The following is a 13,073-nucleotide window of genomic DNA, read 5'->3' as shown; positions in this document are numbered from 1 at the left end:
TGTCCGTGCGGGTCAGGCCCGGCGGCGCACGTTCTCGATCTGGCGGTCGCGCTCGGATTTGCGATCGGCCTTGGCGTCGCCCAGTCCCATCAGGCCGCTCAGGCCCATCACCTCGGATTCCTTGAAGCCGGTGTTCGGGTAGACCAGCGTGTCGTACTCGGACATCTTGGATTCGAGTTGCTGGCGCATGCTCTCGCCGTGTTCGGCGTCCTGCTGCTTCGGGCGCGGCAGCGCCGCCAGATCCAGCTGCCGGCGGAAGTCGTTCGGGGCCGGCATGCGGTGGATGCTGTTCTTGAGGAACAGGAAACGCACGCCAGCGGTCTTGAGGATGCGGTTCTTGATCTTGATGCGGTGGGCCTTGGCCTTGGCATCGCTCAGGTGGTACTGCTCGACATCGAAAGCAAACACCGGACGGCCTTCGGCATCGCAGACCACGAAGTCGACCTTCTCGCTGCGGAGGCGGTCCATGGCGCGTTCGCGGTCGCTGGCGCGCCGCACCGACAGCATGTCCTTGAGCCCCACGTTAGGCAACACGACCTGGTCCGGAAAGGTGTCACGCAAGTAATCCAGCATGCTGACCTGTTCCGGGGTCAGGATGCGTTCGGGCGTGTAACGGTCTTCGCGACCGGAGACCTTGCGGAAGTAGCGCCGGTACACCCAGATGCCACCGGCAACCAGCACCACAGCCAGCAAGAATGCGATCCACAACGGCAACATGAAACCTCCGGTCTGCTATCAAAATTTTTGTGTGGCGATTCTAGGTTGGTGTTACTTTGAAAACAGCCAATTAACCCTTTGTTACTCGTGGGTCGACGGTGTGCCGGCAGAGGCGACGAGCGGCAGGCGCGGGTCGAACTTGGCCCGCTTGACGCTGAAGAAGGCCTTGACGTTGCGCACGTTGGCGCTGGCTGTGAACAGGCGCTGCGCCAGAGCGAGATAGGCCGGCATGTCGCGGGTGTGCACGACCAGCATGAAGTCCGGGCCGGGGCTGACGCGGTAGCACTGCTGCACCGCGGGGTCGGGCACTACATGGGTTTCGAACGCATCCAAGTGCTCGGCACCCTGGCGCTCCAGCGTGATCTCCACCAGGGCGGTCAGGCCATGGCCCGTCACGGTCGCGAGTCGCTCCGGATTCAGGATGGCCACTTCCCGCTCGATCACACCGGCTTCGCGCAGGCGCTTGATGCGCCGCAGGCTGGTGGGAGGCGACACGTGGGCCAGCGCCGCGAGCGCCTGGTTGTGCCGGCTGGCATCGTCCTGCAGCAGTTCCAGCAGGCGCAGGTCGGTGGCATCAAGAAATTCTTGTTCCATCAAATGACTTAAAATGAAATAAATAGATCTTCCTGAGAATTGTCGGCTGAAAATTCTACGAAGGAAATCTTTTTGAAAGCCTATTTCTTCGTGCGACTCCTAGCATTCACCCTGTCGATTCAACAATCATCTGGAGTGACGGACTATGTGCGGCATCGTGGCGGGCGTTTCGGGGCGAGATGTGGTTCCCGTGTTGGTGCAGGGTCTGCAGCGGCTGGAGTACCGCGGCTACGACTCCTGCGGGGTGGCGGTGCACTCTGACGGCCTGCGGCGCGCGCGCAGCACGGCCCGCGTCGCCGAGCTGATCGAGCAGGTCAAGGCCGAGCACATCGCCAGCGGCACCGGCATCGCCCACACCCGCTGGGCCACGCATGGCGCCCCGGCGGTGCACAACGCGCACCCGCACTTCAGCCACGGGCCGGGCAACACCTCGAGCAACGGCTCGGCTGGCCGGGTGGCGCTGGTCCACAACGGCATCATCGAGAACCACGACGAGTTGCGCGCCGCCCTGCAGGCCAAGGGTTACGTGTTCGAGAGCCAGACCGACACCGAGGTCATCGCCCACCTGATCGACTCGCTCTACAACGGCGACATCTTTGCGGCATTGCAGGCGGCGATCGCCCAGCTGCACGGCGCCTACGCGCTGGCGGTGTTCCACAAGGACGAGCCGCACCGCGTGGTCGGCGCACGCGCCGGTTCGCCGCTGGTGCTCGGGGTCGGCGACGGCGGCAAGGAACACTTCCTGGCCAGCGACGCGATGGCGCTGGCGGGCGTGACCGACCAGATCGTCTATCTGGAAGAGGGCGACCTGGTCGACCTGCAGCTGGGACGCTACTGGGTGGCCGACGGCCAGGGCCGCAGCTTCGACGCGGCGCAGCGCCCGGTGAAGACGGTGCATGCGCACAGCGGTGCGGCCGAACTCGGGCCCTACCGCCACTACATGCAGAAGGAAATCTTCGAGCAGCCGAGCGCCATCGGCGACACGCTCGAAGGCGTGGGTGGCATCACACCCGAACTGTTCGGTGACGGCGCCTACGGCATCTTCAAGCAGATCGACCGGGTGCTGATCCTGGCCTGCGGGACCAGCTACTACAGCGGTTGCACGGCCAAGTACTGGCTCGAAGAGATCGCGCAGATCCCGACGCAGGTCGAGGTTGCCAGCGAATACCGCTACCGCACCAGCGTGCCCGACCCGAAGACCCTGGTCGTCACCATCAGCCAGAGCGGTGAGACGGCGGACACGCTGGCCGCACTGCGCCACGCGCAGGGCCTGGGCATGGCGCACACGCTGACGATCTGCAACGTGTCCACCAGCGCGATGGTGCGTGAGTGCAAGCTGGCCTACATCACCCGCGCCGGCGTGGAAATCGGCGTCGCCTCGACCAAGGCGTTCACGACCCAGCTGGCGGGCCTGTTCCTGCTCACGCTGGCGCTGGCGCAGGTGCGTGGCCGCCTGAGCGACGAGCAGGAAGCCGAACACCTCAAGGCCATGCGCCACCTTCCGGTCGCGCTGCAGGCCGTGCTCGCGCTGGAGCCGCAGGTCATCAGCTGGTCCGAGGACTTCGCGCGCATGGACAACGCGCTGTTCCTGGGCCGCGGCCTGCACTACCCGATTGCTCTCGAAGGCGCCTTGAAGCTCAAGGAAATCAGCTACATCCACGCCGAGGCCTACCCGGCCGGCGAACTCAAGCACGGCCCGCTGGCCCTGGTGACCAGCGCGATGCCGGTGGTGACGGTGGCGCCCAACGATGCTCTGCTGGAAAAGCTCAAGAGCAACATGCAGGAAGTGCGCGCACGTGGCGGCGTGCTTTATGTGCTGGCCGATGCCGACACGCGCATTGCCAGCGGCGAAGGCATCCACGTGATCCGCATGCCCGAACACTACGGCGCGCTCAGTCCGCTGCTGCATGTGGTGCCGCTGCAGCTGCTGGCCTATCACACGGCCCTGGCCAAGGGCACCGACGTCGACAAGCCGCGCAACCTGGCCAAGTCGGTGACCGTGGAATAGGCCGGAGGACTGGCTGTTGAGCGCTTTTGATTGAGGGCTCAGCCATCCATTAGCGCTTTGGTGTACAGGGTGCGCACGGGCGCAGCAAATCCGTTTGTCGTCGAGAATGAAGGTGACAAAATGATTCAGGATTGCTGTCGCCCAACGCACGCATGACCCACGTTTCACCGTCAACAGGGAGGTCGCCGACCCCGTGCGACACGCGGGTCGTGCCGCTGTTCGTGTGGCGTTGCCTGCGCCGGCTGCTGTCCGGGCTGGGTGTCGCGGCCCTGGCGAGTGCGCTGACTGCCTGCCAGCCGGCACCAACGCCCCCCCTCAAGGTGGGCATGAACCCCTGGGTCGGCTACGACCCGCTGGTGCTGGCCCGCGACAAGGCCCTGCTGGACACGAAGCTGGTCAAGGTGGTCGAGCTGTCGTCCAGCTCCGAGGCGCTGCGCCATTTTCGCAACGGACTGCTGGACGGGGCTGCGCTGACCCTGGACGAGGCGCTGCGCCTGGCCGACGAGGGCGTGGATGTCCGCATCGTGGCGGTGTTGTCGGCGTCCGCCGGTGCCGATGTGGTGGTGGCACGGTCGGACATCCGGTCGCCAGCCGAGTTGCGTGGCCGGCGCCTGGCGGTCGAGAAGACCACGGTCGGCGCGTTGATGCTGCAGCGTCTGCTGCAAGCCGGTGGCCTGCAGCCGCACGAGGTTGCCGTCCAGAACATGGAGGCTTCCCAGCATCTGACCGCCCTGCGCACGGGACGTGTCGATGCGGCGGTGACGTTCGAACCTCTGGCTGGTGCCATGAGGGCGGCGGGTTTTTCCGCCATTTTCGACAGCCGCCAGATGTCGGGAGACATTGTCGACGTGCTGGTGGTGCATGAACGGGTGCTGGCCCGCCATGCCGATCAGGTCGAGGCGCTGGCCGCCGGCTGGCAGCGCGGGCTGCAGGCCATGCAGCGCGAACCGCAGCTCGCTGCCCAGGTGCTCGCTGTCGGTGTCGATCTCACGCCCGCCGACTATCTGGCAACCCTGCAGGGCCTGCGGTTTTACAGCGCCCAGGAAAGTCTGGCCTTGCTGTCGGGCCACCCGCGCGAGCTGGGCCAGCAGTCCGAAGGGCTCGCGCTCACCCTGCAACTGATGGGGCTGCTCAAGGAGTCGCCCGACTGGGGACGCCTGCTCGATGAAGACTGGGCACAGCGCTTGCGCGGCCTGCAGGAGCGCCAGCCATGAGGCGGGCGCTGCGCCAGGCGCTGCTGGGCATGGCGGGGCACCGGATGGTGCCCCTGATGATCTTCCTGCTGGCGCTGGGGGCGATCGGACTGAGGTACCTGGGGCAGATGCACCACATCTCGACCGACGTGGTCGAGTTCGAGCGTGAGCGCCTGAGGGACCGGCTGAGCATCGAACAGAGCCGGCTGGACATCGGTCTGGGCAATGGCGACACGATGATGCTGCGTCGCATCGTGTCGTCCCTGGGTGTGCTGGACGGTCTCAGTCACGCCTACCTGGTCGATGGCAGCAACCGGGTGCTGGCGTCCCTCTCCCGCTCGGACATCGGTGTGCCACTGGACCAGGCGCTGGCGCGGGTCGAGCAGCGCGATCTGGTGGCCGCGCTGTTGCAGGGGCCAGTGCGTCCGGCGATCGACATGGTCCAGGTGAAGGACCACCCGCTCATCACCGGTTGGGTGCCGCTGCTGGACGGACACCGTCTGGTCACGCTGGTCGACATCACCATTCCGCTGGCGCAACACCGGCAGGCTGCGCTGCGAGATCTGTCGATCGAGGCGGGTGCGGCGCTGGGTTTTGCGGGGCTCCTGGCGCTGCTGCTGCACGTGATGTGGTTCCGGCGGGCGTTGCGCCTGGCGGGCGCACTGGGTGCGATGGGGGCGGGAGACCTGACGGTGCGCTCGGGGATCGACGGGCGCGACGAGCTGGCGCTGATCGGGCGGGCCGCCGACCGCATGGCCGAACAGCTGCAGGCCGACCGGGCTGTTGCCCTGCACATGAGCGAACTGGTCAACCGTTCGCCGCTGGTGGTAATCGAGTGGAGACGGGAGCCCGGCTGGCCGGTGCACTACGTCAACGACAACATCCGCCAGTGGGGCTATGACCCGAAGGCGCTGGTGGAGGGCAAGGTGCCGTTTGCCTCCCTGCTGCATCCGGACGATGCCGCATGGGTGGGGGACGAGGTGGACCGGTTCCTCGCCGAAGGCCCCGACGAGTACCGACAGGAGTACCGCATCCATCGGGCCGATGGCTCCACGGCCTGGGTGAGCGACCATACCCGCCACGAACGGGACGAACGCGGCGAGGTGGTGCGCATCAGCGGCATCCTGCTGGACGTGACCGAGCGCAAGGAAGCCCAGCGGGCCCAGCGGGAACAAGCCGGGCTGCTGCAGATGTTTTACGAGCTGCCGTTCCTGGGCATGGCGATCTCCTCCCCGGCCGACAAGCGCTGGTTGCAGGTCAACGACCGGCTGTGCCACATCCTCGGGTATTCGCGGGACGAACTGCTGCGCATGAACTGGGCCGAGATGACGCCGCCGGGAGACCTGGAGCGCAACGTGTCACTGTTCGACGAGCTGATCGCTGGCCGGCGCAGCGGGTACCGCATGGCCAAGCGCTTCGTGCGCAAGGACGGGCACCTGGTGCACACCGAGATCGACGTGCGTGCGGTGCACGACGAGGGTGGGCAGGTCCGGCAGTTGTTCTCGACCATCCAGGACGTGACCGAACGCAAGCGGTACGAACAGGCGCTGCAGCAGATGCAGGATCAGTTGCTCAAGGCGCAGCGCATTGGTCACATGGGCAGCTGGACGCTGGACCTGCGCAACCGCAGGTTCATTGCTTCGCCGCATGCCCTGGTGATCTACGGCACCGATCCCGACCGACCGGAGTTCACCCTGGAAGAGGCTGACGCCCTGGTGGTGCCGGAGGACAGGGCGTTGGTGCGGGAGGCGGTCCGTCGGGGTGCCGATACCGGTCAGCCGTGTGATCTCCGTTGCCGGATCCTGAACCCCGTCCGTGGTGTGCGTCACCTGCACGTGCGCGCGGAGTTCGAACGCGAAGACGGGCAGTTCGTGCGCTGCGTCGGGATGGTGCTGGACGAGACCGAGCTGGTCGAGGCCCAGCACGAGCGCGACCGGCTGGTGTCGGTGCTGGAGGCCACTTCGGACATCGTGAGCATGGCCGATCCACAAGGTCGGGTGTTCTATTTCAACCGGGCCGGCTACGACATGCTGGGGCTGCCGCTGGACACGCCACTGGCCGATGTGATCGAGCGTGTGCATCCGCCATGGGCAGCCACCAAGGTGCGTGAAGAAGGGATTCCGGCCGCCATCCAGCACGGCCGCTGGCTGGGCGAGACGGCGGTGTACGACGCCCAGGGTCAGGAAGTGCCGATGTCGCAACTCATCATGGCCCACCACGGCCCCGATGGCCAGCTGATGTACCTGTCGGCGATCCTGCGCGACATGTCCGAGCGCAAGGCGGCGGAGACCGCACTGGGTCTGGAGAGAGCCCGGCTGGACGAAGCCCAGTCGGTGGCGCTGATCGGCAGCTGGAGCGTGGAGTTGCCCGAGGGGCGGGTGAGCTGGTCCCATCACCATTTCAGGGTGCTGGGCTATGAGCCCGGCCAGGTGACGCCCAGCATCGAGGCCTACCTGAACGTGGTGCATGCGGACGATCTGGCGCGGGTGAAGGCCCATGTCGAGCGCACAGGTTCCCACCAGGGTTCGGACGTGATGAAGATCGAGCACCGCATCGTCACGCCGGGCGGCGTGCGCCATGTCGAGGAGCGGGCCAGTGTTGCACGGGATGGGAGCGGGCAGGTGCTGCGCATCTTTGGGACCACGATGGACGTCACCGAGCGGGTGCTGGCCGACCAGGCGGCCAAAGACTTGCGCGACATGCTGGAGCAAGCCGAAACCGTGTCGCTGCTGGGCAGCTGGGCGGGCGATGCACAGACCCAGCGCCTGAAGGTCTCGGCCCAGCTGTTCCGCAACCTGGGGCTGGAGCCCGCGTCCCGGCCGCCATCCGACGAGCAGTACCTGGACCGCATCCACCCGGATGACCGTCCGCAGGTGGTGGCGGACATGCAACGCATCCGCGAAGGCGGCCCACCGGAAGACTTCGTGTTCCGGACCAACCCCGAGCAAGGGCCGATGCGCTGGATGCGTCGCACCGCACGACGCATCAACCGCGACGAACAGGGCCTCAAGCCGCGCTACATCGGCACCCTGCTGGACATCACGGAGTCGGTGCGCGCCGAAGAGAGGCTGCGCCAGATCAACCAGGAGCTGGAGCAGCGGGTGGCCGAGCGCACGGCACAGCTGAGCCAGGCCAACCAGGAGCTGGAGGCGTTTTCGTACACCGTCTCGCACGACCTCAAGGCGCCGCTGCGGGGCATCGATGGCTACAGCCAGTTGCTGGTGGAGGAGTACGGTCCCAAGCTGGACGAAGAAGGGCACCAGTTCGTGCGCCGCATCCGCCAGGGCGTGCAGCAGATGGGCGAGCTGATCTCCGACCTGCTGGAGTATTCGCGCATGGAGCGGCGCGACATGGCGCCGGAACCGGTCGATGTGAAGGGGCTGGTCGATGCGGTGCTGGACGGCTATCAGGACGACATCGAGCGCCAGGGTGCTCAGATCCGGCTGGACATGACCAGCTTCACCCTGCCGCTGGACCGCGAAGGCATCCAGGTGGTGCTGCGCAACCTGATCGGCAATGCCCTGAAGTTCAGCCGCGACAGCCATCCGCCGCTGGTGCAGATCGGCGCGCGTCTGGAAGCGGGTCGCCGTGTCATCTGGGTACGTGACAACGGGGTGGGTTTTGACATGAAATACCACGATCGCATGTTCGGCATCTTCCAGCGGCTGCACCGCGCGGAGGAGTTTCCGGGCACCGGCGTCGGACTGGCGCTGGTGTCCAAGGCCGTGCAGCGCATGGGCGGCAGGGTCTGGGCCGAGAGCTCGCCCGGAGCCGGAGCCACTTTCTATCTGGAGTTTCCCGAATGAACGCTTCGCTGCAGCCGCCGCCGATCCTGCTGGTCGAGGACAACCCGATGGACCTGGACCTGACCTTGCGCGCCTTCAACAAGAAGCGCCTGACCAACCACGTCCAGATCGCCCGCGACGGCGAAGAAGCCCTGGCCTTCATCCCGCGCTGGGAGGCGGGCGAGCAGGTGCCGGCGGTGATCCTGCTGGACATCAACCTGCCCAAGGTCAGTGGGCTGGAGGTGCTGCGGCAGCTCAAGACGCACGAGCGCTTCCGGCGCATCCCGGTGGTGATCCTGACTTCGTCGCGCGAAGACCGCGACCTCAAGACCGCCTACGACATTGGTGTCAATTCCTACATCGAGAAGCCGGTGAGCTTCAGCAAGTTCGTCGAGGTGGCGGAGCAGATCGAGCTGTACTGGTGCGTGCTCAACGAGCGCACCGACCGCTACTGATCAGAGGTCGAGCACCAGGCGCGCACTGCTGGCGCGCGAACAGCAGGGCAGGAACTGGTTGTTCGCCGCGCGCTCCTCGGGCGTGAGGTACTGGTCGCGGTGCTCGGGCGTGCCGGCCTTGACGCCGGTCAGGCAGGTGCCGCAGACGCCCTGTTCGCAGGACATCGGAATGTCCAGTCCAGCGGCCAGCAGGGCCGCCAGGGCGCTCTGGCCGGCGGACACCGGCACCACGCGGCCGGTACTGGCGATCTCCATTTCAAAGCTGCCGTCGCTGCTGCTGTCTGCGGGTGCTGCCGCGAAGTATTCGCGGTGCAGACGCTCTTCGGGCCAACCGGCGGAGCGCCCCGCCGCGAGCACGGCGTCCATGAACCCGGTCGGTCCGCAGACATACAGGTGGGTGCCTGCGGGCGCCCGCGCCAGGGTGTCCGCGAGGTCCAGTTTCTGTTCGGGCGCACCGTCGTCGTGGTGGTGCTGCACGTGGCGTGCAAACGGCGATGCGGCCATGTGCTGCAGGAACGGCGTGCGCCCGGGCGAGCGGGTGCAGTGGTGCAGCTCGAAGCATTCGCCCATGGCCGAGAGGCGCTCTGCCATGGACAGCAGCGGCGTGATGCCGATGCCGCCGGCCAGCAGAAGGTGGTGCGGGGCGGATTCGTCGAGCGCAAACAGGTTGCGCGGCTGGCCGATGCTCAGTTCGGTGCCGGGCTGGAGGTGTTCGTGCACCGCCGCCGAGCCGCCGCGCGAGGCAGCATCGCGCAGCACGGCGATGCGGTAGCGCTGTGTCTCACCCGGTGCGTTGTACAGCGAGTACTGCCGCACCAGGCCACCGGGCAGGTGCACATCGATGTGGGCGCCGGCGGTGAAGGCTGGCAGCGCGCTCCCGTCGGCGGCCACCAGGTCCAGACCGCAGATGTCCAGCGCTTCCGCGCGCCGCTCCGCCACGCGCACCCGGATGGTGGCGCTCATGCCGGTTCACCCTTCTCTTCGGCGATCAGGCGATCAATCACCTTGCGCGACTGCACGCCGCCGGTGTCGATGTTGAGCTTGAGCAGCGCGCGCTCCGGGAAGGCGCTGAGGTTCTTCTGCTGGCGTTCCAGCATCTCCAGGTCTTCCGAGAAGATCTTGCCCTGGCCCTCGCGGATCTGCGCCGTCAGTGCCGCGTCATCGGCCTTGAACTTGCGCGCCATGCCCCAGAAGTAGTGCATCGAGGTGTCGGTCTCGGGCGTGATGAAGTCGATCACCTTGCTGTAGACCTTGTGATCCGCCGGCGCGTCGTAGCCGCCATGGCCGGCGTGGGCGACACCGACCTCGATGATCACGTGGCTGGGCGGCGTGAAGCGGCAGACCTGCCAGCGGTCCACCGGCACGTCGTCGGCCAGGCCCTTGGCGCGCAACGCAGCCTTCCAGAACGGCGGCGCGGGAATGTCGTTCATGAAGCGGCTGGTGACCACTTCGTCGCCGTTCACCGTGGTCTTGCAGGGCGTCTCGTCGATTTCCGGCTGGCCGATGCTGTTGCTGTGCACATAGGTCTCGTGCGTCAGGTCCATCAGGTTGTCGACCATCAGCCGGTAGTCGGCCTTCACGTGATACAGCCCGCCGCCGTACGCCCACTCGGGGTTGTCGTGCCACTCCATGTGCGGGATCAGTGCCGGGTCGGCCTTGTCCTTGTCGCCGGGCCAGATCCAGACAAAGCCGTAGCGCTCCTCGACCGGGAAGCTGCGGATGGCGGGGAAGCCGCCGACGCGCTGGCCGGGCATCGCGATGGTCTTGCCGTTGCAGCCCATTTCCAGCCCGTGGTAGCCGCAGACCAGCTTGCCTTCGCTGACGAAGCCCAGCGACAGCGGGGCGCCGCGGTGCGGGCAGAAGTCTTCCACCGCAGCGACCTTGCCTTCCAGGGCGCGGTAGAACGCGATCGCCTGGTTGCAGATGGTGCGGCCCAGGGGCTTGTCGGCGATTTCGTGGGCCGCGCAGGCCACGTACCAGGTGTTGAGGGGGAACATGTGTGTCTCCTGTGTCGGCGGGCTTGGAATGACTTCATTCAGTATGCTGAATGAAGCGGATTGTAGGCAGGACGCCGGGCGTTGAAAAGCCGTTCAGGCTTCGGGTTTTCCCGGGGTTCTGCTGTCTGCGCCGCTTTGGTTGAGGTGCACGAATTTGCCCAGCAGGCGCAGGAATTCGTCGCGCTCCTGCGGCTCCAGGGCATCCAGCAGCCGCGAATACATGGGCCGCACGCGCGGCAGCATTTCGGCCAGCACCGCATCGCCCTCGGCCGTCAGCCGCAGGGCGCGCTGGCGACGGGGCAGCAGTTCGCGCACGATCCAGCCCTTGGCTTCCAGGCGGGTGGCGATGTCGGCGGTGGTCGAGGTGTCGAGCGCCACCTTGTCGGCCAGCGTCACCTGGTCGATGCCCGGCGCGTCCTGCAGAGCGCGCAGCACCGCGTACTGGACGGGAGTGATCTGGCGCCCGTGGGTGTCGTGGAACACCGAGACCGCCAGCTGGTGGGCGCGGCGGATCAGGTGACCAGGTTCGGCCTGCAGCGACGGGGTATTCGGGGGATCCGAGTTCACGGGAGCGATCGGCGGCGGGATGGAGCCGCGATCTTACGCGGCACCGTCAGGCGCTCCGCAGCTGCTCCAGCGTCGAAGCGTAGTGGCGCGACTCGACGATCGACAGGATGGCCATGGCATAAGACGCCTGCGCGGCCGACTGGCTGAACAGGCGGCTGAGCACGCCGGGGGTGTAGAGCCGGTCCACGCGGTGCCCGGGCGCGGTGGCATGGATGTCTTCGAGCACCCGGGCCAGCAGGCGGGGCGGCGTGTCGCGCGGAAAACCCAGCGATTCGACAAGGGTCGGCTCGGGCGGCGACAAGGGGGTGCCTGGCCCAAGATTGTCCGGCTCCCGCGCGGACAGCGGTTGCAGGCGCGCGGCAGCCGGGGGAAGGCAGCCCCAGGCCGAAGCAGTGAACAGTTCCGGTGTCTGGTTGTCCATGTCAGGTGTGGAGGTTCGGAAACGCCAGCGCATCACATCACAAAGAGGGATGCCTGCCACTGTCAGTGTTGACAGGTTCATCGTCACACCGCGTTGCACCTTGAGACTTTGTGGCTGCTGGATCACCCCGCCAGTCGCGCCGGGCCCAGGTCGTCCGCCGTCAGGCCTTGTGCAGCAATGCGACCGGGCAGGGGCTGACCGCGGACCAGTGCGGCGCAGGCTTCGCCCATCGCAGGCGCGGTCTGTATGCCGTAGCCACCCTGGCCGGCGAGCCAGAAGAAGCCTTCGGCCTGCGCGTCGAAGCCGCCCACCAGGCCGCCGTCGGGAACGAAGGAACGCAAGCCGGCCCAGGTGCGCACCGGGCGCGTGATCTGCAAGGTGGTCATCTCGCCGATACGGTGGATCGCCATCGCGATGTCCAGCGCCTCGGGCTGCACGTCCTGCGGCGGCACCGGGTCGGCGTTGGCGGGCGACCCGAGCAACAGGCCGGCGTCGGGTTTGATGTACCAGTCTTCGGCTGCGCCGAACACCAGCGGCCAGCCTGCGCAGGCCAGACCGGTCGGCGGCTGGAACACAAAGGCCGAACGCCGCTTGGGCACCAGGCCGATGGAAAGTGCGCCCGCCAGCCGGCCCACTACTTCGGCCCAGGCGCCGGCCGCATTGATGACCACGGGTACCTGCCACTGCCGCTCGCCGGAGCGCACGGTCCAGACGCCGCCCCGGCGCTGCAGCGCAGTCACTGGCGCGCCGCAGACCAGCTCGCCGCCGTGTCTCCGCACGCCGCGCAGGAAGCCCTGGTGGATCGCGTGCACATCCATGTCGGCCGCGTCAGGTTCGTAAACGCCGCCAGCCACGCATTCCGGCCGCAACACCGACACCCGTTCGACGGCTTCCGCACCCGAGAGCCGCTGCGCCAGCGGATTGATCGGCGCCAGCATGGCCCAGTGTTCTTGCAGCGCAGGCATCTGTTCGGGCGTGGCGACCATCATCGCTCCGCGCGGAGAAAGCAGGGGGTGTTCACAGAACCCGTCGGGCGGTGATACATAGAAACCGAGGCTGGCACGAGTGAGGGCGCGCACCTGGGCCGAGCCGTAGCTGGCCATGTAGAGCGCGGCCGAGCGGGCGGTCGAGTGGTAGCCGGGCTGGCTTTCCGCTTCGAGCAACAGGACCCGAGCGTGCGGCGCGAGCCACCAGGCGACGGAAGCACCGGCCATGCCGGCGCCGATGACGATGACATCGGGATGTGGATTGAGGGAGGTCATGGTGTGCGAAGAACTTGCGTGGCATCATGAATCCACGCGCTGATGCCCTGTCAGTGTGTCCCAACCGACGGAGG

The 13,073-nt window shown here is 66.9% G+C and carries 11 protein-coding genes; 4 read left to right on the top strand and 7 right to left on the bottom strand.

Annotated features, from left to right (window positions below):
- Positions 1-12: 12 nt before the first annotated feature.
- Both ACLIJ1_RS13140 and ACLIJ1_RS13135 read right to left on the bottom strand, forming a co-directional pair.
- Entirely contained in the window at positions 13-717 is a 705-nt protein-coding gene (locus ACLIJ1_RS13140) for a DUF2726 domain-containing protein (RefSeq protein WP_411365985.1), read from the bottom strand.
- An 81-nt stretch (positions 718-798) separates the two neighbouring features.
- On the bottom strand, positions 799-1,311 hold the full coding sequence (locus tag ACLIJ1_RS13135) for an Lrp/AsnC family transcriptional regulator (protein WP_411365984.1): 513 nt from the start codon (positions 1,309-1,311) through the stop codon (positions 799-801).
- A 145-nt stretch (positions 1,312-1,456) separates the two neighbouring features.
- Between ACLIJ1_RS13135 and glmS the strand changes: the two genes are divergently transcribed.
- The 4 genes from glmS (at position 1,457) to ACLIJ1_RS13115 (ending at position 8,752) form a co-directional block, all read left to right on the top strand.
- A complete protein-coding gene (glmS, locus tag ACLIJ1_RS13130; RefSeq protein WP_411365983.1) occupies positions 1,457-3,319 on the top strand; it encodes a glutamine--fructose-6-phosphate transaminase (isomerizing) in 1,863 nt (620 codons plus the stop codon).
- Between the two features lie 152 nt (positions 3,320-3,471).
- Positions 3,472-4,533, top strand: coding sequence for an ABC transporter substrate-binding protein (locus ACLIJ1_RS13125; protein ID WP_411365982.1), 1,062 nt, complete (start codon positions 3,472-3,474; stop codon positions 4,531-4,533).
- Positions 4,530-8,318, top strand: a complete 3,789-nt coding sequence (locus ACLIJ1_RS13120; protein WP_411365981.1) for a PAS domain-containing protein — start codon at positions 4,530-4,532, stop codon at positions 8,316-8,318. Before ACLIJ1_RS13125 ends, ACLIJ1_RS13120 begins: the two co-directional genes overlap by 4 nt.
- Positions 8,315-8,752: a response regulator gene (locus ACLIJ1_RS13115; protein WP_411365980.1), complete on the top strand. Its 438-nt coding sequence runs from the start codon at positions 8,315-8,317 to the stop codon at positions 8,750-8,752. Before ACLIJ1_RS13120 ends, ACLIJ1_RS13115 begins: the two co-directional genes overlap by 4 nt.
- Here ACLIJ1_RS13115 and ACLIJ1_RS13110 read toward each other — a convergent pair whose 3' ends face one another.
- From ACLIJ1_RS13110 to ACLIJ1_RS13090, 5 genes are all read right to left on the bottom strand, one after another.
- On the bottom strand, positions 8,753-9,715 hold the full coding sequence (locus ACLIJ1_RS13110; protein WP_411365979.1) for a PDR/VanB family oxidoreductase: 963 nt from the start codon (positions 9,713-9,715) through the stop codon (positions 8,753-8,755).
- Complete coding sequence (locus ACLIJ1_RS13105) at positions 9,712-10,749, bottom strand: Rieske 2Fe-2S domain-containing protein (protein ID WP_411365978.1); 1,038 nt, start codon at positions 10,747-10,749, stop codon at positions 9,712-9,714. The genes ACLIJ1_RS13110 and ACLIJ1_RS13105 overlap by 4 nt, the downstream gene beginning before the upstream one ends.
- Positions 10,750-10,842: 93 nt before the next feature.
- Positions 10,843-11,316: a MarR family winged helix-turn-helix transcriptional regulator gene (locus ACLIJ1_RS13100; protein ID WP_411365977.1), complete on the bottom strand. Its 474-nt coding sequence runs from the start codon at positions 11,314-11,316 to the stop codon at positions 10,843-10,845.
- A 46-nt stretch (positions 11,317-11,362) separates the two neighbouring features.
- Complete coding sequence (locus ACLIJ1_RS13095; protein ID WP_411365976.1) at positions 11,363-11,737, bottom strand: hypothetical protein; 375 nt, start codon at positions 11,735-11,737, stop codon at positions 11,363-11,365.
- Between the two features lie 122 nt (positions 11,738-11,859).
- The gene (locus tag ACLIJ1_RS13090; RefSeq protein ID WP_411365975.1) at positions 11,860-12,999 is read right to left on the bottom strand and encodes an NAD(P)/FAD-dependent oxidoreductase; all 1,140 of its coding nucleotides are present in this window, start codon (positions 12,997-12,999) and stop codon (positions 11,860-11,862) included.
- Between the last annotated feature and the right edge of the window lie 74 nt (positions 13,000-13,073).

The sequence above is a fragment of the Hydrogenophaga sp. RWCD_12 genome (genome assembly GCF_046604225.1).
GTDB lineage: Bacteria > Pseudomonadota > Gammaproteobacteria > Burkholderiales > Burkholderiaceae_C > Hydrogenophaga.
The sequence above is the reverse complement of the archived record's forward strand: the minus strand, read 5'-3'. Positions and strand labels throughout refer to the sequence as shown.

Coding starts and splice junctions, on each gene's coding strand:
- ACLIJ1_RS13125 (WP_411365982.1), top strand. CDS start 3,472: ATGACCCACGTTTCACCGTCAACAGGGAGGTCGCCGACCCCGTGCGAC.
- ACLIJ1_RS13110 (WP_411365979.1), bottom strand. CDS start 9,715: ATGAGCGCCACCATCCGGGTGCGCGTGGCGGAGCGGCGCGCGGAAGCG.
- ACLIJ1_RS13095 (WP_411365976.1), bottom strand. CDS start 11,737: ATGGACAACCAGACACCGGAACTGTTCACTGCTTCGGCCTGGGGCTGC.
- ACLIJ1_RS13105 (WP_411365978.1), bottom strand. CDS start 10,749: ATGTTCCCCCTCAACACCTGGTACGTGGCCTGCGCGGCCCACGAAATC.
- ACLIJ1_RS13140 (WP_411365985.1), bottom strand. CDS start 717: ATGTTGCCGTTGTGGATCGCATTCTTGCTGGCTGTGGTGCTGGTTGCC.
- ACLIJ1_RS13115 (WP_411365980.1), top strand. CDS start 8,315: ATGAACGCTTCGCTGCAGCCGCCGCCGATCCTGCTGGTCGAGGACAAC.
- ACLIJ1_RS13120 (WP_411365981.1), top strand. CDS start 4,530: ATGAGGCGGGCGCTGCGCCAGGCGCTGCTGGGCATGGCGGGGCACCGG.
- ACLIJ1_RS13135 (WP_411365984.1), bottom strand. CDS start 1,311: ATGGAACAAGAATTTCTTGATGCCACCGACCTGCGCCTGCTGGAACTG.
- ACLIJ1_RS13090 (WP_411365975.1), bottom strand. CDS start 12,999: ATGACCTCCCTCAATCCACATCCCGATGTCATCGTCATCGGCGCCGGC.
- glmS (WP_411365983.1), top strand. CDS start 1,457: ATGTGCGGCATCGTGGCGGGCGTTTCGGGGCGAGATGTGGTTCCCGTG.